A 22,628-nucleotide genomic window follows, 5' to 3' on the forward strand; every position below is an offset into this window, starting at 1 on the left:
CCCAGTATGCGGCCAATGCGGCCAGGATCTGGCCTCTTTGCCGCCTAGCGTTGCGGCCATGAACGGGGACCACATCGTCATCACCGGCGCCAGGAACAACAACCTCAAGGACGTCTCGCTGCGCATCCCCAAGAACCGGCTCGTGGTGTTCACCGGGGTGTCTGGGTCGGGCAAGTCGTCGATCGTGTTCGGGACGGTCGCGGCGGAGTCGCAGCGGCAGCTGAACGAGACGCTCAGCTGGTTCGCCCGCGACCGGATGCCCCGCCACGAGCGGCCCGACGCCGACGTCATCGACCGCCTCGCCCCCGCGGTCGTGGTCGACCAGCGGCCGATCGGCGGCAACGCCCGCTCCACGGTCGGCACCATCACCGACATCTCCCCCGTCCTGCGGGTCCTGTTCTCCCGGCACGGCACGCCCAGCGCCGGGGAGGCCGCCGCCTACTCCTTCAACGACCCGCGCGGCATGTGCCCCGAGTGCGACGGCCTCGGGCACGTCGCGCGCGTGGACCTGGACCGGTTCCTGGACACCGGGCGGTCGCTGAACGAGGGCGCGGTCGACTTCCCGCCGTTCGGCGTGGGGACGTTCGTGTGGCAGCTGTACGCCGAGTCGGGCCTGTTCGACCCGGACAAGCCGCTGCGGGACTTCACCTCCGAGGAGTGGGACCTGCTCCTGCACGGCAAGGGGTTCCGGGTGCAGCGCCGCAACCGGACCGGGTCGATGGGCCACAACGCCTACGAGGGCATGATCGAGCGGTTCCACCGCCTCTACCTCAGGCGGGACCTGGCGTCCCTGCCGCCCAAGGTGCGTGAGGCGGCCCGCCGCGTGGTGCGCGAGGACACCTGCCCGGCCTGCGCAGGCGCGCGGCTCAACGAGGCGGCGCTGGCCTCGCGCATCGGCGGGCGCGGCATCGCCGAGATGTCCCGGATGGAGATCGGCGACCTGGTCGCCGCGCTCGGCGAGATCACCGACCCGGTCGCCGAGCGGGTCGCCGGGGAGGCCGTCGCGCGGCTGCGGCGGCTGGCGGACATCGGCCTGTCCTACCTGTCCCTGGACCGGCCGACCCGGACGCTGTCGGGCGGGGAGGCGCAGCGGCTCAAGGTCGTCCGGCACCTGGGGTCCAGCCTGACCGGGATGACCTACATCTTCGACGAGCCCAGCGCGGGCCTGCACCCCCGCGACGTCGACCGGCTGAACGGCCTGCTGCTGCGGCTGCGCGACAAGGGCAACACCGTGCTGGTGGTCGAGCACGACCCGGCCGTGATCGCCGTCGCCGACCACGTGGTCGACATGGGGCCCGGCGCGGGCGTGCGCGGCGGCGAGGTCGTGTTCACCGGGACGGTCGCGGGGCTGCGCGCGGCCGCGACGCCGACCGGGCGGGCGCTGGGCCGCACGGCGCCGGTCAAGGCCGCGTTCCGGGAGCCGGGCGGATGGCTGTCGGTGACCGGCGCACGCACCCACAACCTCAAGGACGTGACGGTGCGGTTCCCCACGGGCGTGCTCACGGCGGTCACCGGCGTGGCCGGGTCGGGCAAGAGCACCCTGGTCATGGACGAGTTCGCCGCCCGGAACCCCGGCGCGGTCGTGGTGGACCAGTCGGCGATCGCGGCGTCGCGCCGTTCCAGCCCCGCCACCTTCGTCGGCGTGATGGACCCGCTGCGCCGGCTGTTCGCGCGGGTGAGCGGCGCCGGCGCCGCGCTGTTCAGCCACAACTCCAAGGGTGCGTGCCCCGGATGCGACGGCAACGGCGTCATCGTCACCGACCTGGCGTTCATGGACCCGGTCACCACCACGTGCGAGGCGTGCCGGGGCGGCCGCTACCGCCCGGAGGTCCTCGCGCACACCCTGCGCGGCCGCACGATCGTGGACGTCCTGGCGATGACCGCCGAGGAGGCCCTGGCCTTCTTCGCCGAGCCCGCCGGCTCGACCGGTACCGCCTGCGAGGACGCCGACCCGGCCGGACGCGCGATCGCCGCGCGGTTGCGCGCCCTCAACGACGTGGGGCTCGGCTACATGACGCTCGGGCGGCCGCTGGGCTCGCTCTCGGGCGGCGAGCGCCAGCGCATCAAGCTGGCGACCCGGCTGCACCGCGCCGGCACGGTCTACGTGCTCGACGAGCCCACGACGGGCCTGCACATGTCCGACGTCGGCGCGCTGCTGGCGCTGCTGGACCGGCTGGTGGACGACGGCGGGACCGTCATCGTCGTCGAGCACGACCCGCAGGTCGTCAAGCACGCCGACTGGGTGGTCGACCTCGGACCCGGCGGGGGCCGGCACGGCGGCGAGGTCGTGTTCGCCGGCACCCCCGCCGAGCTGCTGGATTCGCCGTCCTCTGTCACGGCGGAGTTCCTGCGCCGCGGCCTGCCCGAGCCGGCCGCGGCCCGCCGCTAGTTGTCGGGGGCCAGGCGGGCGGGGAACCCGCCGGTCGCGATCGGCCCCCACCGCTCGACGGTGACGCGGATCAGGGACTTGTCCTGGCGGCGCATCGCCTCCCGGTACTCGTCCCAGTCGGGGTGCTCCCCGGCGATGCAGCGGTAGTAGTCGACGAGCGCGTCGGCGGCCTCGGGCATGTCGATGACCTCGGCGGTGCCGTCGACCTGCACGTAGGGGCCGTTGAAGTCGTCGGACAGCACGCACACCGACACCCGCGGGTCGCGGCGGGCGTTGCGTGCCTTGACCCGCTCGGGGTAGGTGGAGATGACGATGCGGCCCTGGCCGTCGACGCCGCAGGTCACCGGCGACATCTGGGGCCGGCCGTCGGCGCGGGCGGTGGACAGCAGAGCGTGGTGGCGGGGACGCAGGAACTCCAGCAGTTCGGAGCGGTCGACGCGGTTCGCGGTGGCGATCGAAGGAGCCATGGACGCAACTCTAGGAACCGGGCACCGATGAGTTCCCCGCCGCCCCGCCGTCCACCCCTGCGGATGCTCCCGCAGGGGCGGTTCACGAAGGAGGGGTGACGATGAGCGACCGCGATCCCGTCGAGGCGCGCGACCTCGACATCTACGGCGCCGGCGAGCTGGCGTGGGACGGCGTGCGCGACGCGCTGAGGGCGGCGCTGCCGAAGGCCGGGACGCCGGTGTTCCTCGGCACGGTCCGCCCGGACGGGCGCCCGCACTCGGCGGGCGTCGGCGCGCTGTGGCACGACGGGGACCTGTACGTCGTCAGCGGGCCCGGTACGCGCAAGTCCCGCAACCTGGCGGCGAACCCGGCGTGCACGGTGTCGGTCCGCACCCCGGTCGGGGACGTGGTGCTGGAGGGCGAGGCGGAGCGCGTCACCGACCCGCCGGTCCTGGAGGCGGTCGCGGCCGGGTACCGGGACGGCGGATGGCCCGCGCAGGTGGAGGGTGAGGCGTTCACCGCGCCCTACAGCGCGCAGAGCGCGGGGCCGCCGCCGTGGCACGTCTACCGGATCACCTTCCACACGGTGTTCACGGTGGGAACGGTGGAGCCGTACGGCGCGATGCGGTGGAGTTTCGCGCGCTGACCACGCGCGCTGACCGAGCGGTGCGCGGACGGTCGGGGCCCTGTGCCGACTTTGGTCTACGGGCGTTGGCCGTTCGGGCGTCGATCTCCGGTGTGGCCGCCGGTGAGACTGGCGGCATGTCAGGGGGTAAATCGCTGAGCGGCGCGCCCGTCGGCCGCTGGAGGCTCGTCCACGGCGGCCGCAGGCTGGAGGTCGAGACCGAGCGCGCGGGCTGGGACCACACGGCGCGCCTGTACGCCGACGGTGAGCGGCTGGCGGAGGCGACGGGGTTCCCGAAGGTCACACTGCCCTTCGGGGAACTGGAGGTGGTGGCCGCGTTCGACGCCATGGGCCTGGTGACCGGGCAGGCCGCCCGCTGTGTGCTGCGCGTGCCCGAGGCGGGCGAGGACGGCGAGTCCGTAGAGGAGGCCGAAGAGGGGGCCGAAGAGAGGACCTCCGGGGAGACGGCGGCGGTCAGGGAGCCGGTGGCGTTCGAGCCTCCGGCGGGGACGCGGGCGGCGAGGCGGGAGGCGTTCGCGCGGGCGCATCCGGAGCTGTACGCCTCCCGCCATGTCGCGGCGGCGGTGGGCAGGGTGCTGTTCCCGCTCCTGGGGTTGGGCGTCCTGGTGAAGCTGCTGCTGGCGCTGGTCCCGTGGCCGAAGGTGGCGCTTCCCGACGTGGATCTGCCGTCGGTGCCCTGGCCGGACGTCCCTTGGCCGGACGTCCCGTGGCCCGATCTGCCGGAGGTGTCGGCGCCGTCGTGGGCGCGCACGCTGCTGGCGGCGGCGAAGGTCGCGGTGCCGGTCCTGATCGCGGTGGGCGTGGCGGCCAGGGAGGTCGAGCGGCGCAAGCGGTCAGCCGCTCAGCAGGGCGAACAGGCCGGCGCAGGTGAGCGCGACCATGACGGCCGCGATGGGCGGCTGCCCCCGCGAGGCCGGGCCGGGGCCTCGCAGGGCGAGGTCGTGCGCGGCGATGGTGCCGGCGATGTGGCCGAGGACGATGGCGTTGACCTGGACCTGCGCGATGAGGGTGGGTCCGGCGAGGTCGTAGTCGACACGGTTGCCGGTGGAGCCGAGCAGGTCCAGTCCCGTCCCGAAGGGGTCGCTGGCGAGGATGAACGTGGTCTGGCCCTCCAGGACGAAGAACGAGAAGTAGTGGGCGAGGGTGTAGCCGAGGGCGATCGGCAGCAGGGTCGCGGCGAACCGCGCGGGCCCGGACCGGGTGTGCGGGGCGGCGGGGTCCTGGCCGGTCAGCCGTGCGCTGAGCCGCAGCGCCGCGACGTACAGCAGCGCGACGGCGCCGACGGCGGCGGCCAGGCCTAGGGTGCCGGCGGGGACGCTGGAGGGGTCGACGTTGTCGCGCCAGTAGGTGGTGCGGGTGATGCCGTCGAATCCGGTGGAGCCGATCAGGACGCAGGCGGTCGCGGTGAGGCCGGGTTCGGGGTCGCCCTTCATCAGGCCGGTGAGCGGGGTGCGCAGGACGAGGGCGCCGTCGCCGCGCCGCCCGATCGGGCACAGGCGGGCCAGGAGGCTGGAGTAGGCCTCGAAGCCGTCCCCGCGGGTGAACCAGTCGCGGCCGAACCACCAGGCCGGGGCCAGGTTGAAGGTGGCGTAGGCGAGGATGAGGGCGCCGACCAGGCGCGGGTCGGAGCGGTGCGGGGCGACCAGTTCCAGCCAGACGAACCCGGTGAGCCAGGCGGCGGCGGGCCAGTAGCCGAGCCGGGCGGGCAGGGCGCGCCGCCCCGACGGCGGCGTGCGGGTGGCGCGGCAGAGCGCGGCGTGCAGGGTCCGCAGCGGGTTGACGCGCCGCCACACGGGCCCGAGCAGGACGCTGGCGGGGACCAGTCCCACCCAGAACGTCACGAACAGCGCCCACGGCGCGAGGTTGCGGGCGTCGGAGCCGGGTCCGCCGAACGCGACGGCGACGACCAGGGCGGCCGCGGCCAGCGCGAGGGCGCGTCCGGCCGTGGTGAGGGCGGGCGAGTCCAGCGCGCGGGCGAGGGCGGGGGGCAGCGGACGCCCGGCGTCCGGGTGGAGCCGGGGCCGTTTCCACGCGGCGGTGAGGGCGAGGAAGGAGGCCGCGACGGCGAGGCCGCCGCCGGCGATGGCGGCGACGGCGTCCAGCGGCAGGTCGGTGCGGCCGCCGAGCCCGTGGGCGAGCACGTGCACGGGTCACCCGACCTGGAGTTCGAGCACGCGGGCGCCGGAGTGGTGCAGCTCGGCCTCGAACACGCCCGGGGTGTCGGCGGTGAACCGCAGGGTGGCCGCCTTCCCGGGCCGAAGCTCCAGCTCGCGGTCGTAGCCGTGCAGGTGGAACTCGTCGGCGGTGTCGCCGGTGACGGTGATCTCGACGGCGGCGCCGCGCGGGACCTTCACGCGGCGGTGCGCGGTGTGCGCCTTCCCGCCGGTCACGGTCACGGCGATCCGGACGGCGGAGAGCCCGGACGCGGCCGGTGCGCTTCCCCGCACGGGGGGCGGGGCGCTGGACTGCGCGCCCGGCGGGGTCCTGGACGCGGGCTCGCCGCAGGCGGCCGCCGCGGTCAGCGCCGCCGTGGCGGTGATCAGCGCCGCGATCGTTCTCGTTCGTGTCCGCCGCCGCATGTCTCCCCTTCCGTTCCGGTGGTGCACACCACAAATTGTGACACTAGACAATGACACATTGGGAAGTGGCATACTCCGGGAAGGGGTTCGTCCCCGTCGATACAGGGACGTCCCGGTTCGTGCGTCAAGGGAGCAGCGGTGTTGGAGCACGTGACGGGCATGAGCGCGACGATCAGCGGCGCGGGTGTCGCGGCGCGGCTCGCCGAGGCGCCGGCCAAGCCGGCGGGCGGCGCGGCGCTCGACCAGATCCTCATCGCCTCAGGCGCCGCCGCCGTGCTGACGGCGGCGCTGCTGGTGCTCGGATGGGGGCACCGCAGCGGCCGCGTCGCCGTGCTGGCGCGGACGGCGGGCCTGGCGACGCGCGGCCCGGGCCGCGGCACCCCGGGGTGGGCGGCGCTGCCGATCCCGGTCGCGATGGTGTCGCTGCTGGTCGCGCTGCTCGGAATGTACTGGGACATCTCCCTGCACATCTCGCACGGCCGGGACGAGGGGCCGCTGGCCAACATCGCCCACTACCCCATCCTGATCGGCCTGTTCGGCATCTTCACCGCCGGGGTCCTGGCCGTCGTGCTGCCCAAGGGCGAGCACCCCGGGCCCGCGTCGGTGCGGATCACCCGGGACTGGCACGCCCCGGCGGGCGGCGTGCTGCTGGCCGGCGCCGGCTTCTACGCGCTGCTGGGGTTCCCCCTCGACGACGTGTGGCACCGCATCTTCGGGCAGGACGTGACGCTGTGGGGGCCGACGCACCTGATGCTGATCGGCGGGGCTGGGCTGTCGCTGGTGGCGATGATGGTGCTGGAGCGGGAGGGCCGCCGGGCCTGCGGGGACACCGGGCAGCCGCCGGGGTGGCTGCGGTACGTGCGGCGCTGCATGCACGCGGGCGGGCTGCTGATCGGGCTGTCGGTGTTCCAGGCCGAGTACGACTTCGGGGTGCCGCAGTTCCGGCTCGTCCACCAGCCGCTGCTGATCGCGCTGGCGGCGGGCTGCGCGCTGGTCGCGGCGCGGCTGTGGGCCGGGCGCGGCGGCGCGGTGTTCGCCGTGGTGTTCTACATGGTGGTGCGCGGCGGGGTGTCGGTCCTGGTCGGCGGGGTGATCGGCGAGCTGTGGGCCGCGGTGCCGCTGTACTTCGCCGAGGCGGTGTGCGTGGAGGTCGCGGCGCTGGTGCTGGCGCGGCGGCCGCTGGCGCTGGGCGCGGTGTCGGGGGTGCTGATCGGCACGGCCGGGTTCGGCGCCGAGTACGCCTACGGGCAGGTGGCGTTCCGGCTGCCGTGGACGCCGGACATCGTGGCCGAGGGCATGGCGATGGCAGTGGTGGGCGGTGTCGCGGGCGGCGTGTGCGGGGCGCTGCTTGCCGAGGGGCTGCACGGGCGGACACCGCGCCCGGCGGTGGCGCGCGGGCTCTTCGCGGCGGCGATCCTGGCGGTGGCGGCGGCGGTCGCCAACGGCCTGGTCGTCTCGGTCCCGCAGGGCCGCACGGCGACGGTCACCCTCACCGGCGTCCGCGGCGACGCCGCGCACCGCACCGCCGACGCGCGCGTCGAGTTCTCCCCCGCGACCGCCGTCGACGGCCCGGCCTGGGTGACGGTGACGGGCTGGCAGGGGCAGGGCCTGCACGTCGACCGCCTGGTGAAGGTGCGCGAGGGCGTCTACCGGACGAGCGAGCCGATGCCGCTGCACGGCGAGTGGAAGACGCTGGTGCGCGTCCATGACGGGCGGACGCTGGCGGGCGTCCCGGTCTACCTGCCCGAGGACCCGGCGATCCGCGCGAAGGAACTGCCCGCCCCGCCGCGCTTCACCCGGGACCTGCGGGGCGAGCGGACGATCCTGCAGCGGGAGCTGAAGACCGACGTGCCGGGCTGGCTGTGGGCGGCGTGCTCGGCGGTGGTGCTGCTGTGCACGCTGGCGCTGGTGCTGTCGCTGGGCTGGGGCGTGGCGCGGATCGCGCGGCGGCTCCCGGACCGTCCCGGGCCTGCCGGGGCCGCCCGGGACGGGTCGCGCGCGAAGGCGGGCGCATGACGGCGCAGGGGGTGCTGGCGTCCCATCCGATCATCACGGCGGTGCCGTTCTTCGTGCCGACGTTCGTGGTGGTCGCGGTGATCGTCTTCGTGGTGTGGCGGGACCGCCGCCGCGGCGGCGACCCGCCGGAGGACCCGCCGGACGCCCCGTAGACTCTGCGGTCATGAGCGACCGTCCGTCTCCCGTCCCGTACCTGTCCGAGCTGTTCTCGCTGGAGGGCAGGGTCGCGGTGGTGACGGGCGGCAGTTCGGGGATCGGCCGGGCGATCGCCGGGGCGCTCGCGCGGGCCGGGGCCTCGGTGGTGGTCGTGGCGCGGCGGGAGGCCGAGCTGGCGGCGACCGTCCGGGAGCTGGAGGGGCACGGCTGCCGGGCCGCGCGGGTGAGCGCCGACCTGGGGTCGCGCGAGGCGGTCGCCGAGGCCGCCGAGGCCGCGGCGGCGGCGTTCGGCGAGCCCGACATCCTGGTCAACGCGGCGGGGGTGAACCTGCGGCCGCCGATGGACGAGCTCGGCACCGACGTGTGGGACACCACGATGGCGGTGAACCTGGAGGCGCCGTTCCTGCTCGGGCAGCGGTTCGGGCCGGGGATGGCCGAGCGCGGCTTCGGCCGGCTGATCCACATCGCCTCGCAGCAGGCGTTCCGGGCGTCGGTGACCAGCGGCGCCTACGGGGTGTCCAAGGCGGGGCTGGTGGCGCTGGCCCGCTCGCAGGCCGAGGCGTGGTCGAGCCGCGGCGTCACCGCCAACGCGCTGGTGCCGGGTTTCGTGATGACGCCGCTGAACGCGCGCCTGTCGTCGGACCCGGCGAAGGTGCGGGCGCTCGCCGAGCGGACGCTGGCCGGCCGCAACGGCCTGGCCGAGGACTTCGCCGGCGCGGCGGTGTTCCTGGCGTCGCCGTCGTCGGCCTACGTCACCGGCCAGTCGATCTTCGTCGACGGCGGGTTCTCCGCCCACTAGGGCGCGTGCCAGACCGGTTCGGGGCTCTCCCGGACGCGGCCGTCGGCGTGGAAGACCAGGTAACGGTCGAAGTCGGCGGCGAACCAGCGGTCGTGGGTCACGGCCAGCACGGTGCCGGCGTAGCCGTCCAGGGCGTCCTGCAGGGCCTGGGCGCCGGCCAGGTCGAGGTTGTCTGTGGGCTCGTCCAGGAGCAGCAGCGTGCAGCCCGACAGTTCCAGCAGCAGGATCTGCAGGCGGGCCTGCTGCCCGCCGGACAGGGTGTGGAACGGGCGGCGCCCGGCGGGTGCGAGTTCGTAGCGGGCCAGGGCGCGCATCGCGTCGTTGAGGGTGCACGCGTGCTCGGTCATGATGATCTCGGCGGGGGTGCGGCCGTGCAGGTCGGGGCGGGCGTGGGTCTGGACGAAGAGGCCGGGGACGACGCGGGCGCCGAGCCGGGCCCGGCCGCGGTGGGGCACCTGCGGTGCGGGCGGCCCGGCGAGCAGGCGAAGGAACTGGGACTTGCCGGAGCCGTTGGAGCCGAGGACCGCGACCCGCTCCCCGTACCGGACCTCCAGGTCGAACGGGTGCATCAGCCCGGTCAGTTCGAGGCCCTCGCAGACGAGGGCGCGTTTGCCGGTCCGGCCGCCGCGCAGCCGCATCCGGACGCGCTGCTCGGGCGGCGCGCTCGGCGGCGGCCCGGCCTGCTCGAAGCGGGCCAGCCGGGTGCGCGCCGCCTGGTAGGAGGAGGCCACGGCGTCGTTGTTCGCCGATCTCTGCCGGAGCGTGTGCACGAGGCGCCGCAGGCGGGCGTGCTCCTCGTCCCAGCGGCGGCGGCGTTCGTCGAGGCGGGCGGCCCGGTCGCGGCGCGCGGCGGCGTAGGCGGCGAACCCGCCGCCGTGCACCCAGGCGGTGCGGGCCTCGACGGTGATGACGCGGTCGGCCGCCCGGGCCAGCAGCCACCGGTCGTGGGAGACCAGCAGCACCGTCTTGGCGGTGGCCCGCAGCCGTTCCTCCAGCCACTCCTTGCCCGGGACGTCCAGGTAGTTGTCCGGCTCGTCCAGGAGCAGGACCTGGTCGGGGCCGCGCAGCAGCGCCTCCAGCATCAGCCGCTTCTGCTCCCCGCCCGACAGGGTGGCGGCCCCGCGGTCGCGGACCCGGTCGTAGGGCAGGCCGAGCGCCGCGGTGGTGCAGGCGTCCCACACGACCTCGATGTCGTATCCGCCCGCGTCGGTGTAGTCGTTGATCGCCTCGGCGTAGGCGAGCTGGCCGGCCTCGTCCCCTCCGAGCGCCTCCTCGGCCGCCGCCAGGGCCGCGGCGGCGGCGCGGACCCGGCCCGGGGCCACCGACAGCAGCAGTTCGGTGACGGTGCGGTCGCCGGGGATGAACTGCCGCATCACGCCGAGCCCGCCGGAGTGGGCGACGGTGCCGGCGGACGGCGGGACCTCTCCCGCGATGAGGCGCAGAAGGGTGGTCTTGCCCGCTCCGTTCGGGCCGACGAGCGCCGCCTTCGCTCCCTCCCCGACGCGGAAGGAGACCCCGTCGAGCAGGGGCCGCCCGTCGGGCAGGGCGTAGGTCACCTCGCTCACCTCGATATGGCCCATGGCCGTCCCTCCCGAACGTCGACCCGGTACCGGATCAATGGTCTAGTACTCGAACAACGTACTAGACTGGTCGGCATGGGATCGAGTGACGCCGAACGCATCTGGTTCCGGGACCCCAGGCCCCGTCGCGAGGGGCCCCCGCTGAGCCGGGAGCGCATCGTGGCCGAGGCGGTGTCCCTGCTGGACGAGGAGGGCATCGGCCGGCTGACGATGCGGCGCCTGGCCGACCGGCTGGGCACCGGGTCCACGACGCTGTACTGGCATGTGCGGACCAAGGACGACGTGCTCGACCTGGCGCTGGACACGGTGTTCGGGGAGGCCCGGCTACCGGGCGCCCTGTCCGGGGACTGGCGCGCGGACGTCACCGCGCTGATCGGCGGGTGGCGGGCGGCGATGCTGCGCCACCCGTGGGCGGCCGCCCTTCTGGGCCGTCCGCTGATGGGCCCGAACGTGCTGGAGCGCACCGAGTTCCTGCACGCGGCGCTCGTCCGGGCGGGGCTGACCGGGCCGGAACTGACCGCGGCAGCCTACGGCGTGGCCAATTACGTCATCGGGTCGTCGATGATGCAGGCCGCGTGGCAGGGGCGCGACGAGGCGGCCGTCCGGCGGGCCGCCGACGACCACCTGAAGCAGCGGAGCGACCGGTACCCGGTCCTGGCCGAGCACGGCCATGTCAGCGGCAACGACTGGGACGCCACCTTCGCCCACGGCCTGGCCTACCTGCTGGACGGCATCGCCGCCCGGGTGCGCGACTCGCGTCCGTGAGCGCCCGGCGCCCCTCGCCGTGCCGAAGCCGCGGCTTCGCGGGCCCGGGTGCGGACGCGGGGCGCGGAGGTTAGGGCCACAGGCCGGTGGCGTGGACGGCGGCGGCGGGGTCGGCGGCGTGCACGATGCCGCCGACGGGCCGTCCGTCCTCGTCGTGGACGCGCCAGCCGCCGAGCTGCACGACGGGGACGCGGCCCGCGCGCATGGCCAGGGCGATCTCCGACAGGGTCCCCCAGGAGCCGCCGACGGCGATGACGGCGTCGGCGGCGTTGACGATGACGTTGTTGCGGGCCTGGCCGAGGCCGGTGGGGACGGCGGCGGTGAGGTCGGGGCCGGCGGCGGCGCGGTCGGCGGCGGGCAGGATCCCGACCACGATGCCGCCGGCGGTGCGGGCGCCCGCGGCCGCGGCGGCCATCACGCCGCCGTGCCCGCCGCACACGACCACGGCGCCGCGCCCGGCGAGGATCCGGCCGGTCTCGTAGGCGAGGTCCCACTGGCGTTCGGTGCACTCGCCCGGCCCGCACACCGCCACCTGCACGGCCATCGCGGCGCTACCCGGCGCCGTGCCGGGCGGCGATCCGGTCGATCGTCGCGGCGAGGTCGAAGTCCTTGCCGGTGAGGCCGCCGGCGCTGTGGGTGGACAGGGCGAAGGTCAGGGTGCGCCAGCGGATGTCGATGTCGGGGTGGTGGTCGGCGTCCTCGGCGGCGCGGGCGACGTCGGCGACCACCTCGATCCCGGCCGGGAACGAGGGCGCGGTGACCTGCCTGCGGATCTGGTCGCCGTCCCGGCTCCAGGCGGGCAGGCCGCGCAGGCGGTCGGCGACTTCGGCGGCGTCGAGCGTGTCGGCCATCGGGTCACTCCCTGTTCGCTGGTGCCGTTCTCCTCCTTCCCTTCCCGCCGCGGGGCGCCCGGTCACCCCGCGGCGGGGGTCAGGTCGTACAGGACGGTGCCGCCGACGGTGGCGGGGGTGTAGTGCGCGGCGACCCATGCGCTGATCTGCTGGGCGGCGTCGCTGCCGCTTCCGGCACTGCGTGCCCGGCCGCCTCCCTGGCCGCGGTCTCCGCCGACGAAGTAGTGGATCTCGCCTTGGCGGGCGAGGCGCTGGAACTCGGCGAGGGTGGGGGCGGGGTCGGTGCCGTTGAACCCGCCGACGGCCATCACGGGCCGGCCGGTGGCGAGCTGGTAGCCGGCGGCGGTGTTGGATCCGACGGCGGCGGCGGCCCAGGTGTAGGAGGCGGAGCCGGTGGTGAGGGCGGAGGTGACGGCGGCGTCGGGGGTTCCGGCGTTCAGGAGCCCGCCCGGGCCCCCGCCCGGTCCTGCGCCCCCTGGTCCCCCGCCGCCTCCGGGGCCGGCGGGCACGCGTCCGGTGGTGCCGGGCATGCGTCCGGTGGTGCCGGGGCCCTGGGGCGGGGGCCCGCCGGGTCCGCGGGTCCAGCCGCCGGGTCCGGCGCGTCCGGGACGCCGGCCAGGGCCGCCGCGTCCGGGGCCGAACCCGGTGGAGGTGGCGGGGCCGGCGGTGACGATGGCGCCGGTGTGCGGGGTGCGGGCGGTCTCGGCGGCGTAGGCGGCGGGCCCGGCGAGGCAGGCCAGGACCGCCAGGGCGGCGACCCCGGCCAGGACGGGACCGCGCAGCAGCCGCACGGCCACCAGTCCCGCGGCGGCCAGGAGCCCGGCGGCCGCTACCGCGGGCGCGAGCCAGGGATGCCAGTCCGGCGACCGGCCGAGCAGCACGTAGGCCCACAGGGCGGTGAGGGCGACGGTCGCCGCCAGGACCGCGGCGGCGCCGGGGGCGCGGCGGCGTTCCCACAGCAGCGCTGCGCCCATGCCGGTGAGCGCGGCGATCGCGGGTGCGAGCGCGACGGTGTAGTACTCGTGGAAGATGCCCTGCATCCAGCTGAAGACCGAGGCGGTGAGCAGGAGCCATCCGCCCCACAGCGCCAGGGCGGCGCGGGCGGGGTCGGTGCGGGGCGCGCGGCGCGTGGCCCACAGCCCGGCGGCGAGCAGGACGAGCGCGGCGGGCAGCAGCCAGGAGATCTGGCCGCCGATGACGGGCCCGAACATGCGGCCCCATCCGGCGTCCTGGTCGAGGTTGCCGAGGCCGCCGGTCTCCTCGCCGTTGAGGCGTCCGAGCCCGTTGTAGCCGAGGGCCAGTTCCAGGACGGAGTCGTGCTGCGACCCGCCGATGTAGGGGCGGGCGGAGGCGGGCACCAGCGCGACGGCCGCGACCCACCACCCGGCCGAGGCCAGCAGCACTCCCCCGGCGGCGGCCAGCTGCCACAGCCGCCGCCGCCAGGGCGTGGGCGCGGCGAGCAGGTAGACCAGCGCGAACACCGGGACGACCAGGAACGCCTGGAGCATCTTGGCCAGGAACCCGGTCCCGGTGCAGGCGGCGGCGAGCAGCAGCCAGGGGGTGCTCGCGCTCTCCTGGGCGCGCAGCGCGGCGTAGGCGCCGAGGGTCAGCAGCAGCACGAGCAGGGCGTCGGGGTTGTTGAACCGGAACATCAGCGCGGCCACCGGCGTCAGCGCGAGCGCGGCGCCGGCGAGCAGGGCCGCCCAGGCGGGGAAGCGGCGGCGGACGGCCGCGTGCAGGACCGCGACGGTCGCCACGCCCATGAGCGCCTGCGGGACGAGGATGCTCCAGGTGTTGACTCCGAAAACGCGTGCGGCCAGGGCCATCGGCCACAGCGCGGCGGGGGGTTTGTCGACGGTGATGGCGTTGGCGGCGTCGGAGGAGCCGAAGAAGAACGCCTTCCAGCTGGTGGCGCCGGCCTGGACGGCGGCGGAGTAGAACGCGTTGGCCCATCCGGACGCGCCGAGTCCCCAGAGGTAGGCGACGCCGGTGGCGGTGAGCAGGGCCAGCAGCGCGGGCCGGGCCCAGGCGGGGTCGGTGGCGGGGCCGCGCAGCAGCCGCCGCGGGAGACCGCCCCACCCGCGCGGGGTGCGGGGCGCGGGCGGGGCGGTCGGGATCGTGGTGGTCATGTGCGTGTTCCCTGTTCAGCCGAGCTTGTACAGCCGGGCGCCGGTGGAGCCTCCGGCGGCGGTGCCGGTGGTGCCGCCGTAGGCGCTCGCGTCGACGGGGGTCGCGTTCTTCTGGACCCAGGCGGTGACGGCGGTGTCGCCGCCGCCGGGGCCCATGCGGCCGCCGAGCAGGATGTAGCGGAGCCTGCCCTCCTTGACGTACTGCTGGAGCTTGGCGACGGTCATGGCGGGGTCGCTGCCGGTGAAGCCGCCCATGGCGATGACGGGGCGCCCGGTCCGCAGGATGATCGAGGAGGCCTCCTGGGCGCTGGAGACGGCGAGCAGCCAGGTGGCGCCGCCCTGGTTCTTCTCCAGGTAGGCGATCATCTGGGTGTCGACGCCGCCGCCGGGCCCGCCGCCGAATCCGCCGCGCGCGCCGGCCCCGCCGGGTCGCTGCTGCCCGCGTCCGCCCGCGGCCCGTCCGTCCGGGGCCTGCCCGTTCTGCCCGCCGGCCTGCCACGGCGGCATCTGCCCTCCGGGCGCCTGGCCAGTGGGCGCTTGGCCGCCGGGGGCCTGGCCGCCGGGGGCCTGGCCGCCGGACATGGCGGGGGGTGTGCCGCGGCCGCCGGGGAAGGCGCCGGGCGGGCCGAAGCCGCCGCCGGACGCGGGTCCGGCCAGGGGGTTGGTGCCGTTGGAGGTGGTGGAGGCGGCCGAGACGGCGTAGGCGCCGGGGCCCGCCAGGCCCGCGGTCACGGCGAGGGCCAGGCCCGCGACGGTGGCGCGCGTCCCGGCGCGGCCGGAGACCCGTCCCGCGATCAGGGCGGCGACAGCCAGGACGGTGGCGGCGGCGACGGCCCACCGCAGCCACGGGTTCCAGGACGGGGTGCGTTCCAGCAGGACGAACGCCCACGCGCCGGTGACGGCGACGCCTGCGGGCAGCGCCCACGCCCAGGCCCGCGACCTGCGGTGGGCGCCGGTCAGCAGGACGGCTCCGGCGCCGGTGAGCGCGGCGATCGCGGGGGCCATGGCGGTGGAGTAGTAGGGGTGGAAGGTGCCCTGGGCGAAGCTGAACACCACGTAGTGGACGGCGAGCCATCCGCCCCACAGCAGCAGCGCCGCGCGGGCGGTGTCGGTGCGGGGGCGGCGGCGCAGCAGGACGAGGCCGGCGGCCAGGGCGAGGACGGCGAACGGGATGAGCCAGGAGATCTGGCCGCCGAGGATGTCGTTGAACAGCCGCCCGGCGCCGGACCGGCCGCCGAAGCCGCCGCCTCCTCCGGGGCCGCCGCGCCCGCCGGGGCCGTTGCCCTGGCCGAGGATGCGGCCGAGGCCGTTGTAGCCGACGACCAGGTCCCAGGCGGTGCCGTCGGTGCTGCCGCCGATGTAGGGGCGGGAGCGGGCCGGGATGGCGTCGACCAGCAGCGTCCACCAGAGGGAGGACGCGGCCAGGACGGCCCCGGCGGCGAGCAGGTGCCCGACGCGGCGCGCCAGGCCGGGCCGCGCGGCGACCAGGTAGGCCAGGGCCAGCGCGGGGACGACCAGGAACGCCTGCAGCATCTTGGTGTTGAAGCCGCATCCGACGAGGAACGCCGCGAGGAGCAGGGGCCGCAGCCGGCCGGTGTCGACGGCGCGCTGGCAGGCCCAGGCGGCGGCGACCAGGAACAGCACCAGGAGGGTGTCGGGGTTGTTGTCGCGGTTGATCGCGACGGTGATCGGGGTGAGGGCCAGGACGGCGGCGGCGGTGAGCGCGGCGGCGTGCCCGAAGGCGCGGCGGACGGTCGCGTGCAGCACGGCGACGGCGGCGACGCCGGCGGCGACCTGCGGGAGCAGCAGGCTCCAGGTCCCGAATCCGAGGACGCGGGCGGACAGGCCCATGGCCCACAGCGCCATGGGCGGTTTGTCGACGGTGATGTAGGAGCCGGCGTCCAGGGAGCCGAAGAAGAACGCCTTCCAGCTCTGGGTGCCGCTCTTGACGGCGGCGGAGTAGTAGGCGTTGGCGTCGCCGGCGGCCGACAGCCCCCACGCGTACAGGGCGGCGGCGGTGATCAGGACGGCCCACAGGGCGGGGCGCGCCCAGCGGGGGTCGCCGTCCGCGCCGAGGAGCAGCCGGCGGGCGCGGCCGCGGGGCGCGGCGTGCCCGGTGTCGGGCGGCGGGGCGAGGGTGGAGGTCATGCCGTGGTCCCTCCGGTGCGGTCGGCGGCGGATGCGGGTGCGGGTGCGGCGGCGGGTCCTGCGGTGGTTTGGTCGGGGTGGTCGTCGAGGCGGCGCGGGTGGAAGATCCAGGCGCGCATGAGCAGGAACCGCACGAGGGTGGCCAGGGCGTTGGCGGTGACGAGCGCGGCGACCTCGACGGCGCGTCCGGCGCCGGGCGCGGCGGTGTGCAGCAGCGCCAGGCCGCCGGTGCTGAGGGCCAGGCCGAGCAGGAACGCGGCGCCGCCTTCGAGTTGCTGGCGCAGCGCGCGGCGGTTGCCGGTGACGCCGAAGGTGAAGCGGCGGTTGGCGGCGGTGTTGCCGACGGTGGTGACCACCAGGGAGAGCGCGTTGGCCCACAGCGGCCCGAGGAAGAGGCGCAGCAGGACGAACAGGATGAGCTGGGCGAGGGTGCTGAGGACGCCGATGACGGCGAAGGCGGGCAGCTGGCGGGCCATGCCGGCGGGGAGCGCTTCGGCGGCCCGGCCCGTGGTCGCGGCGGGGCCGGGGCGCCCGCCGACGGGTGCGCGGAACGCGCCGGTGAGCATGCGGCGGGCGACGCGGGCCATGCCGCGCAGGTCGTCGCGGGCGGTGCGCAGGACGTCGACGCGGCTGTCGGGGTCGTCGACCCAGTCGACGGGGACCTCGTGGATGCGCAGCCCGTTGCGTTCGGCGAGCAGCAGCAGCTCGGTGTCGAAGAACCATTCCTCGTCCTCGACCGAGGGCAGCAGCGCCTGCACGATCTCGGTGCGGGCGGCCTTGAAGCCGCACTGGGCGTCGGTGAAGCGGGCGGCCAGGGCGGTGCGCAGCAGCAGGTTGTAGCAGCGGGAGATGATCTCGCGGCGGGGGCCGCGCACGACGGCGGAGCCGCGGGTCAGGCGGGAGCCGATGGCCAGGTCGCTGTGCCCGGAGATGAGGGGGGCGACCAGCGGCAGGAACGCGTCCAGGTCGGTGGACAGGTCGACGTCCATGTAGGCGACGACGTCGGCGTCGCTGGTCCCCCACACGTGGCGCAGGGCCCGGCCGCGGCCCTTGTCGCGCAGGCGGACGGCGCGGACGCGGGGGTGGCGGGCGGCCAGGTCGCGGGCGATCGGCCAGGTGGCGTCGGTGCTGGCGTTGTCGGCGACGGTGATGCGGAAGGGGTAGGGGAGGGTGTCGGCGAGGTAGGCGTGCAGGCGTTCGACGCTGGCGGACAGGACGCGTTCCTCGTTGTGGACGGGGACGACCACCTCGACGAGCCGTCCCCGTCCGCCGTGGTCGTGCGGCGGCGGGGGCGGCGCGGCGGGCGTGCCCGGTTCGGTGATGAGGTGACTCATGGAACCGAGGTTCGGGCGCCGGTGTGGGAGGGCGGTGAGCCGTGTCTTAACGCCGCATGAGAAACCCGCCGGGCCCCGCCGGGAGGGGTGTTCAGTCGCCGGGGGCGGGGGCGCCGGGCAGGTGGACGCGGGCGAGGGTGCCGCCGCCGGGGGCGGGTCGGAGGGCGACGCTTCCGCCGCATTCGGCGACGACGCGCGCGACGATGGACAGCCCGAGCCCGGAGCCGGGCAGGCTGCGGGCCGACGGGGAGCGCCAGAACCGTTCGAACACGTGCGGCAGGTCGGCGGCGGGGATGCCGGGTCCGTGGTCGCGGACGGTGAGCTCGCCGCCGTCGAGGGCGACGGTGACGGTGCCGCCGGGCGGGCTGAACTTCACGGCGTTGTCCAGGAGGTTGACGATGGCGCGTTCCAGTGAGGCGGGGTCGCCGTGGACGTGCCAGGGCCGGGCGTCGCAGGTGATGGTGAGGCCGGGGCCGCGCAGGCGGGCGCGTTCGACGGCGCGGTCGAGGACCTCGTGCAGGGCGACGGTCTCGCGGACGGGCGCGGTGTCGGCGGGCCGGGCGAGCTCCAGCAGGTCGCCGACGAGGCTGGACAGTTCCCGCATCTGCGCCCTGACGCTGGCCAGCAGGTTGCGGCGGGTCTCCTCGGGCAGGTCGCGGCCGGCGGCCTCGGCGCGCAGCAGCAGGTCGATGTTGGTGCGCAGGCTGGTGAGGGGGGTGCGCAGCTCGTGCCCGGCGTCGGCGATGAGCTGCTGCTGGCGTTCGCGGGAGGCGGCCAGGGCCGCGGTCATGGTGTTGAAGGAGCGGCTGAGCCGGGCGATCTCGTCGGTGCCCTCCTCGGGGATGCGGGTGTCCAGGTCCTCGGTGCGGGCGATGTGCTCGACGGCGCCGGTGAGCTCGTCCACGGGCCGCAGCGACGCGCGGGCGATCATGAGGCCGGCGGCGGCGGACACCAGGACGCCGAGGGCGGTGACGGCGGTGAGCAGCAGCGCCAGGTTGTCCAGGGGGCCCTGGACCTCGTCGAGGGAGATGGCGTAGGACACGGCGGCGGGGGTGCCGTCGGGCAGCCGGAACGAGCGGGTGAGGATCCGGACGTCGTCCTCGGTCCCGGAGGCGGTGACTCCGGTGCCGTCGTGGTAGGCGTGGTCGCGTTCGCCGCGGGCGACCTGCACGTCCTCGGCGGTGACCTTCAGCGCGCCGGCGCCGGGGACGGTGCAGCGCCGCCCGTCGGCGCCGACCAGCTGCATGATCTCGTAGGGGCCGGGCGGCGGGTTCTGGGCGCCGGTGCCGGTGGGCTCGGACGGGCAGGCGGCCAGGATCGCCTCGGGGCGGCGCGGCAGGCGGGGGCCGTGGAAGGGCGGCTGCCCGTCGCGGTAGCCGTCCCGGGCGCCGGGCGGGCCGCCCGACACCGCGCCGAGGCGGCGGTCCAGCTCGCGGTACAGCTGGTTGCGGGTCAGCAGCCAGCCGGCGCTGGCGCAGGCGGCGACGGCGAGCGCGACGGCCGCGGCGGTGAGCAGCGCCATGCGGGCGCGCAGCGTGAGCCGGCGGGTGAGCCGCCGGGCGACCGGCGCGCGGGTGCTCACGGGGACGCCGCCGGGCGCAGCACGTACCCGACGCCGCGGACGGTGTGCACCAGCCGCGGCAGCCCGCCCGCCTCGGTCTTGCGCCGCAGGTACATCACGTACACGTCCAGGGAGTTGGAGGCGGGTTCGAAGTCGAACCCCCAGACGGTCTCCAGGATCTGCTCGCGGGTGAGGACCTGGCGGGGGTGGGTGAGGAACATCTCCAGCAGCATGTACTCGGTGCGGGTCAGTTCCAGGGGGCGTCCGGCGCGGGCGACCTCGCGGGTGAGGGTGTTCATGCGCAGGTCGTCGAAGGTCAGGACCTCGCCGGAGACGTCGCCGGGGCGGGCGGCGGGGGCGGCCATGGCGGCGCGGCGCAGCAGGGCGCGGACGCGGGCGAGCAGTTCGTCGAGGTCGAACGGTTTGGCGAGGTAGTCGTCGGCGCCGGCGTCCAGTCCGGTGACGCGGTCGCCGACCATGTCGCGGGCGGTGAGCATGAGCACCGGCATGGTGGCGCCGAGGGCGCGCAGCCGCCGGCAGGTGGTCAGGCCGTCCATGCGGGGCATGAGCACGTCCAGCACGACCAGGTCGGGGGTCTCGCGCTCGACCTGGTCCAGGGCGGTGACGCCGTCGGCGGCGCCGGTGACGCGGTAGCCCTCGAACTCCAGGCTGCTGGTCAGCGACTCGCGGACGGCCGGTTCGTCGTCGACCACGAGGATCCGCGGGGGCGGTGTGTCCTGCGCGCCGGGTTCCATGTACTCACGGTAAACAGCCCCGGTGGGCGGCCCGGCCACCGGTGGCGGTTTCTCATGGTTCTTTCAGAATCTTCTGAGGGGCGGTTCAGCGTTCGCGGTCGGAGGGCGCGCCGCCGGTCTCTGCGGTGTCAGCGTTGTCCGGGGTGTCGTCGGTGGCCTCGGCCCACGCGTCACCGGCGCCGGCGGGCCCGGTGGGCCGGGTGGGCTCGGTGGCGGGCTCGACGGTGGCCTCGATGACGACGGCGGTCGCGGCGGCCGGGTCGGCGGGGCCGGACGGGGCGGGGCGGGTGGCGGTGGTCCAGGTGGTCTTGGCGACGTCGACGACGACGTCGCGGGACACCTCGACGATGAGGCCGCGCAGGGTGTCGCGCAGGGCGAGCTTGAGGGCGTCGCGGAGCAGTTCGCGAAGGACGGCCTCCACGGCGGCGGTGGCGGCGCGGGCGGCCAGGTCGCGGGCGGTGCGGGCCAGGGCGCTGCCGGCGGCGGCGGTGAGCAGGCCGGCGGCGGTGCGGGCCGCGCCGCGCACGGCGGGGTCGCGGCCGGCGCGGGCGGCCAGGTCGGCCAGCGGTGCCAGGTCGGCGGCGGCGCCGGTGGTCTCGGCGGCGTCGCGGGCGGTGTCGCGCAGGGCGGCGGCCAGGTCGCGGGCGGCCTGCTCGGCGGTCTGGCGGACGACGCGGGCGACGACGTCGCGGCCGGCGGCCATGAGGGCGTCCACGGCGGCGTCGGCGACGGTGTCGACGGCGGCGTCCACGACCATCCGGGTGGCGGCCTGCACGACGGGGGCCGCGGCGGTGCGGCCGGCGACGTCCAGGGCGGTGGCGGTGGCGGCGCGGGCGAGGGGGCTCTGGGCGGCCAGGCGGCGCGCGGCGGCGGCCATGGGGTGGCGGGCGGCCTGCTCGGCGAGGGTCATCGCGGCGGTGGCGGCCTCGAACGCGCCGGCGGTGGCGGGGTTGGCCGCGGCGGCGGCGCGGGCCTCGGTGACGGCGCGTTCGGCGGCGGCGCGGGCGGCCTTGACGGCGGCGTCCCGCGCGGCCTGCTCGGCGGCCCTCATCACCGGCGTCCCCGACACCTGCGCCAGGATGCGGTCGGCGGCGAGCGCCGCCGCGCCGCGGGCGGCGTCGCGGACCGGTTCGCTCGCGGTGGCGATCCGCGCGGCGGCCGGGGCCAGGCCGTCCCAGATCTCCTGCACCCGCCGGGCGGCGGCCCGGTCGGCCCGGTCGACGCGGTCGAGCCCGGTCGGCCGTTCGTCGTTGTCGTCCACGGTCACGCCCCCTCATCGCGGTCCCGCCCCCAAATCACCATAACTGCCGAACAGTGCCGCCAGTTCCGGCCACCGCGCCGCGATCCGCCGCCGCCCCGGGCAAGGGCGCGCCCCGGGCGGTGCGGTCAGCGGCCGCAGGACGGGCAGGGGGTGCGGGTGCGGCGGGCGTAGGCGCGTGCGGCGGCGGCCATCCCGGCGCCCCAGGCGAAGTAGGCGGGGACGGCGACCCAGAAGAACGCCTCGGGCAGGTCGAGGCCCCCATCGGGCGGGAACGGGTTGCGGCCGTGGAGCCGCTCCCAGGCCATCTGCAGCAGCATCAGCCCGAAGTAGACGACCAGGCCGCCGGAGATCGCGGCGCCGGGCCACAGCACCAGCCGCCGGGGAACGCCGCGCCCGGACAGGCCGGGGACCCGGCGCGGCCAGGTCCGTCCGAAGGGGTGGACCAGGGCGAGGGGCAGCAGGCAGCCGCCGAGCACGAACCCGGCCTCGAACAGCACCGCCGAGGCGCCGCCCGACAGCGGCGACTCGGCGAACCCGACGACGGCCTGGGCGGCGATGCGGGTGAGGCATCCGGCGACGGCGAGGTAGGCGGCCCCGTACGCCCAGGCGGGCGTGCGGGGCAGGGCGCCCGCCGCGGCCGCGGGACGCGCGCAGGCGGCGCAGGCCGGTCCGGTGCGGGTGCGGGCGGTGTAGGCGCGGGCGGACAGGGCCGTCAGGACCCCGGCGGTGACGGCCGCGGCCCGCGACAGCGCGCCGAGCGGGTAGAACCCCAGGCCCAGGCCGGGCAGGACCGCGCCGACCACGTCCAGCAGAAGCATCGCCCCGGAGCCGACCAGGCACGCCGCGGCGGTCCAGGCGGCGCCCGCCAGCGCCAGGCGCGGGATGCGGGCGAGGCGGTCGGCGCGCGAGAGGACGAGGGCGGCCAGGGCGAGCGCGGCGGCCCCGCACAGTCCGGCGCCCGCCCATCCGGTGAAGACGACGAGATCGGTGCCGATGGGCGACATGTCGTGCGGCCGGTGCCCTGAGGCCCAGTACGCGCGCAGGGCGCCGTAGGCGGTGACCCAGGCGAGCACGGCCGCGGGGAGGCGGCGTCCCAGGGCGTGCGGCGAGAGGCGGGCGGCGAGCGTGGTGGCCATGGCCACGATCGTGGCCGGGCCGGGGCGGGCGGGCCTCCCCGCCGCGGCCGAGGCCGCTCCCCCGCGCGGGTGAGAA

General features: G+C 76.3%; 19 protein-coding genes. 6 read left to right on the forward strand and 13 right to left on the reverse strand.

Annotated features, from left to right (window positions below):
* Positions 1-58 precede the first annotated feature (58 nt).
* Positions 59-2,389, forward strand: a complete 2,331-nt coding sequence (locus BJ999_RS22175; RefSeq protein ID WP_179835072.1) for an ATP-binding cassette domain-containing protein — start codon at positions 59-61, stop codon at positions 2,387-2,389.
* On the opposite strand, the gene BJ999_RS22180 is transcribed toward BJ999_RS22175, so the two are convergent.
* Positions 2,386-2,856, reverse strand: coding sequence for a PPOX class F420-dependent oxidoreductase (locus BJ999_RS22180; RefSeq protein WP_179835073.1), 471 nt, complete (start codon positions 2,854-2,856; stop codon positions 2,386-2,388). The two genes, BJ999_RS22175 and BJ999_RS22180, sit on opposite strands and share 4 nt — an antisense overlap.
* A gap of 101 nt (positions 2,857-2,957) precedes the next feature.
* Here BJ999_RS22180 and BJ999_RS22185 point away from each other — a divergent pair, with 101 nt between their 5' ends.
* Entirely contained in the window at positions 2,958-3,482 is a 525-nt protein-coding gene (locus tag BJ999_RS22185; protein ID WP_179835074.1) for a pyridoxamine 5'-phosphate oxidase family protein, read from the forward strand.
* Between the two features lie 833 nt (positions 3,483-4,315).
* Here BJ999_RS22185 and BJ999_RS22190 read toward each other — a convergent pair.
* Together BJ999_RS22190 and BJ999_RS22195 are read right to left on the reverse strand one after the other, a co-directional pair.
* Entirely contained in the window at positions 4,316-5,629 is a 1,314-nt protein-coding gene (locus tag BJ999_RS22190) for a hypothetical protein (protein ID WP_179835075.1), read from the reverse strand.
* Positions 5,630-5,632: 3 nt separating this feature from the next.
* Complete coding sequence (locus BJ999_RS22195) at positions 5,633-6,061, reverse strand: cupredoxin domain-containing protein (RefSeq protein ID WP_179835076.1); 429 nt, start codon at positions 6,059-6,061, stop codon at positions 5,633-5,635.
* A 138-nt stretch (positions 6,062-6,199) separates the two neighbouring features.
* On the opposite strand from BJ999_RS22195, the gene BJ999_RS22200 reads away from it, so the two are divergent.
* From BJ999_RS22200 to BJ999_RS22210, 3 genes are read left to right on the forward strand one after another with little or no spacing between them, the layout of a single operon-like run.
* The gene (locus tag BJ999_RS22200; protein ID WP_218935174.1) at positions 6,200-8,077 is read left to right on the forward strand and encodes a hypothetical protein; all 1,878 of its coding nucleotides are present in this window, start codon (positions 6,200-6,202) and stop codon (positions 8,075-8,077) included.
* Complete coding sequence (locus tag BJ999_RS22205; RefSeq protein WP_179835077.1) at positions 8,074-8,229, forward strand: hypothetical protein; 156 nt, start codon at positions 8,074-8,076, stop codon at positions 8,227-8,229. The genes BJ999_RS22200 and BJ999_RS22205 overlap by 4 nt, the downstream gene beginning before the upstream one ends.
* 11 nt (positions 8,230-8,240) lie before the next feature.
* Complete coding sequence (locus BJ999_RS22210) at positions 8,241-9,032, forward strand: SDR family NAD(P)-dependent oxidoreductase (RefSeq protein WP_179835078.1); 792 nt, start codon at positions 8,241-8,243, stop codon at positions 9,030-9,032.
* On the opposite strand, the gene BJ999_RS22215 is transcribed toward BJ999_RS22210, so the two are convergent.
* On the reverse strand, positions 9,029-10,612 hold the full coding sequence (locus BJ999_RS22215) for an ABC-F family ATP-binding cassette domain-containing protein (RefSeq protein ID WP_179835079.1): 1,584 nt from the start codon (positions 10,610-10,612) through the stop codon (positions 9,029-9,031). The two genes, BJ999_RS22210 and BJ999_RS22215, sit on opposite strands and share 4 nt — an antisense overlap.
* 75 nt (positions 10,613-10,687) lie before the next feature.
* On the opposite strand from BJ999_RS22215, the gene BJ999_RS22220 reads away from it, so the two are divergent.
* Positions 10,688-11,377, forward strand: coding sequence for a TetR/AcrR family transcriptional regulator (locus BJ999_RS22220; protein WP_179835080.1), 690 nt, complete (start codon positions 10,688-10,690; stop codon positions 11,375-11,377).
* A 70-nt stretch (positions 11,378-11,447) separates the two neighbouring features.
* On the opposite strand, the gene BJ999_RS22225 is transcribed toward BJ999_RS22220, so the two are convergent.
* The 9 genes from BJ999_RS22225 to BJ999_RS22265 form a co-directional block, all read right to left on the reverse strand.
* Positions 11,448-11,921 carry a TIGR00725 family protein gene (locus tag BJ999_RS22225; protein WP_179835081.1) on the reverse strand — a complete coding sequence of 158 codons (474 nt, stop codon included), beginning with the start codon at positions 11,919-11,921 and terminating at the stop codon, positions 11,448-11,450.
* 7 nt (positions 11,922-11,928) lie between these two features.
* A complete protein-coding gene (locus tag BJ999_RS22230; protein WP_179835082.1) occupies positions 11,929-12,228 on the reverse strand; it encodes a 4a-hydroxytetrahydrobiopterin dehydratase in 300 nt (99 codons plus the stop codon).
* A 62-nt stretch (positions 12,229-12,290) separates the two neighbouring features.
* Positions 12,291-14,357: an ArnT family glycosyltransferase gene (locus BJ999_RS22235; RefSeq protein WP_179835083.1), complete on the reverse strand. Its 2,067-nt coding sequence runs from the start codon at positions 14,355-14,357 to the stop codon at positions 12,291-12,293.
* 15 nt (positions 14,358-14,372) lie between these two features.
* Entirely contained in the window at positions 14,373-16,505 is a 2,133-nt protein-coding gene (locus BJ999_RS22240; protein WP_179835084.1) for a glycosyltransferase family 39 protein, read from the reverse strand.
* On the reverse strand, positions 16,502-17,839 hold the full coding sequence (locus tag BJ999_RS22245; protein ID WP_179835085.1) for a bifunctional glycosyltransferase family 2/GtrA family protein: 1,338 nt from the start codon (positions 17,837-17,839) through the stop codon (positions 16,502-16,504). Before BJ999_RS22245 ends, BJ999_RS22240 begins: the two co-directional genes overlap by 4 nt.
* 91 nt (positions 17,840-17,930) lie before the next feature.
* Positions 17,931-19,421 (reverse strand): HAMP domain-containing sensor histidine kinase, encoded by a 1,491-nt coding sequence (locus BJ999_RS43105; RefSeq protein WP_268247864.1) that lies wholly within the window; start codon positions 19,419-19,421, stop codon positions 17,931-17,933.
* Positions 19,418-20,155 (reverse strand): response regulator transcription factor, encoded by a 738-nt coding sequence (locus BJ999_RS22255; RefSeq protein WP_179835086.1) that lies wholly within the window; start codon positions 20,153-20,155, stop codon positions 19,418-19,420. The genes BJ999_RS43105 and BJ999_RS22255 overlap by 4 nt, the downstream gene beginning before the upstream one ends.
* An 85-nt stretch (positions 20,156-20,240) precedes the next feature.
* Positions 20,241-21,422: a hypothetical protein gene (locus BJ999_RS22260; RefSeq protein ID WP_179835087.1), complete on the reverse strand. Its 1,182-nt coding sequence runs from the start codon at positions 21,420-21,422 to the stop codon at positions 20,241-20,243.
* A gap of 119 nt (positions 21,423-21,541) precedes the next feature.
* Positions 21,542-22,552 carry a hypothetical protein gene (locus BJ999_RS22265; RefSeq protein ID WP_179835088.1) on the reverse strand — a complete coding sequence of 337 codons (1,011 nt, stop codon included), beginning with the start codon at positions 22,550-22,552 and terminating at the stop codon, positions 21,542-21,544.
* Between the last annotated feature and the right edge of the window lie 76 nt (positions 22,553-22,628).

Origin of the sequence: Actinomadura citrea, assembly GCF_013409045.1 — a bacterium.
Lineage (GTDB): Bacteria > Actinomycetota > Actinomycetes > Streptosporangiales > Streptosporangiaceae > Spirillospora > Spirillospora citrea.

Excerpts from the sequence above, each read along its gene's own strand:
- BJ999_RS22175 (WP_179835072.1), top strand. The coding sequence starts at position 59 with ATGAACGGGGACCACATCGTCATCACCGGCGCCAGGAACAACAACCTC.
- BJ999_RS22180 (WP_179835073.1), bottom strand. The coding sequence starts at position 2,856 with ATGGCTCCTTCGATCGCCACCGCGAACCGCGTCGACCGCTCCGAACTG.
- BJ999_RS22185 (WP_179835074.1), top strand. The coding sequence starts at position 2,958 with ATGAGCGACCGCGATCCCGTCGAGGCGCGCGACCTCGACATCTACGGC.
- BJ999_RS22195 (WP_179835076.1), bottom strand. The coding sequence starts at position 6,061 with ATGCGGCGGCGGACACGAACGAGAACGATCGCGGCGCTGATCACCGCC.
- BJ999_RS22205 (WP_179835077.1), top strand. The coding sequence starts at position 8,074 with ATGACGGCGCAGGGGGTGCTGGCGTCCCATCCGATCATCACGGCGGTG.
- BJ999_RS22210 (WP_179835078.1), top strand. The coding sequence starts at position 8,241 with ATGAGCGACCGTCCGTCTCCCGTCCCGTACCTGTCCGAGCTGTTCTCG.
- BJ999_RS22215 (WP_179835079.1), bottom strand. The coding sequence starts at position 10,612 with ATGGGCCATATCGAGGTGAGCGAGGTGACCTACGCCCTGCCCGACGGG.
- BJ999_RS22220 (WP_179835080.1), top strand. The coding sequence starts at position 10,688 with ATGGGATCGAGTGACGCCGAACGCATCTGGTTCCGGGACCCCAGGCCC.
- BJ999_RS22225 (WP_179835081.1), bottom strand. The coding sequence starts at position 11,921 with ATGGCCGTGCAGGTGGCGGTGTGCGGGCCGGGCGAGTGCACCGAACGC.
- BJ999_RS22230 (WP_179835082.1), bottom strand. The coding sequence starts at position 12,228 with ATGGCCGACACGCTCGACGCCGCCGAAGTCGCCGACCGCCTGCGCGGC.
- BJ999_RS22235 (WP_179835083.1), bottom strand. The coding sequence starts at position 14,357 with ATGACCACCACGATCCCGACCGCCCCGCCCGCGCCCCGCACCCCGCGC.
- BJ999_RS22240 (WP_179835084.1), bottom strand. The coding sequence starts at position 16,505 with ATGACCTCCACCCTCGCCCCGCCGCCCGACACCGGGCACGCCGCGCCC.
- BJ999_RS22245 (WP_179835085.1), bottom strand. The coding sequence starts at position 17,839 with ATGAGTCACCTCATCACCGAACCGGGCACGCCCGCCGCGCCGCCCCCG.
- BJ999_RS22255 (WP_179835086.1), bottom strand. The coding sequence starts at position 20,155 with ATGGAACCCGGCGCGCAGGACACACCGCCCCCGCGGATCCTCGTGGTC.
- BJ999_RS22265 (WP_179835088.1), bottom strand. The coding sequence starts at position 22,552 with ATGGCCACCACGCTCGCCGCCCGCCTCTCGCCGCACGCCCTGGGACGC.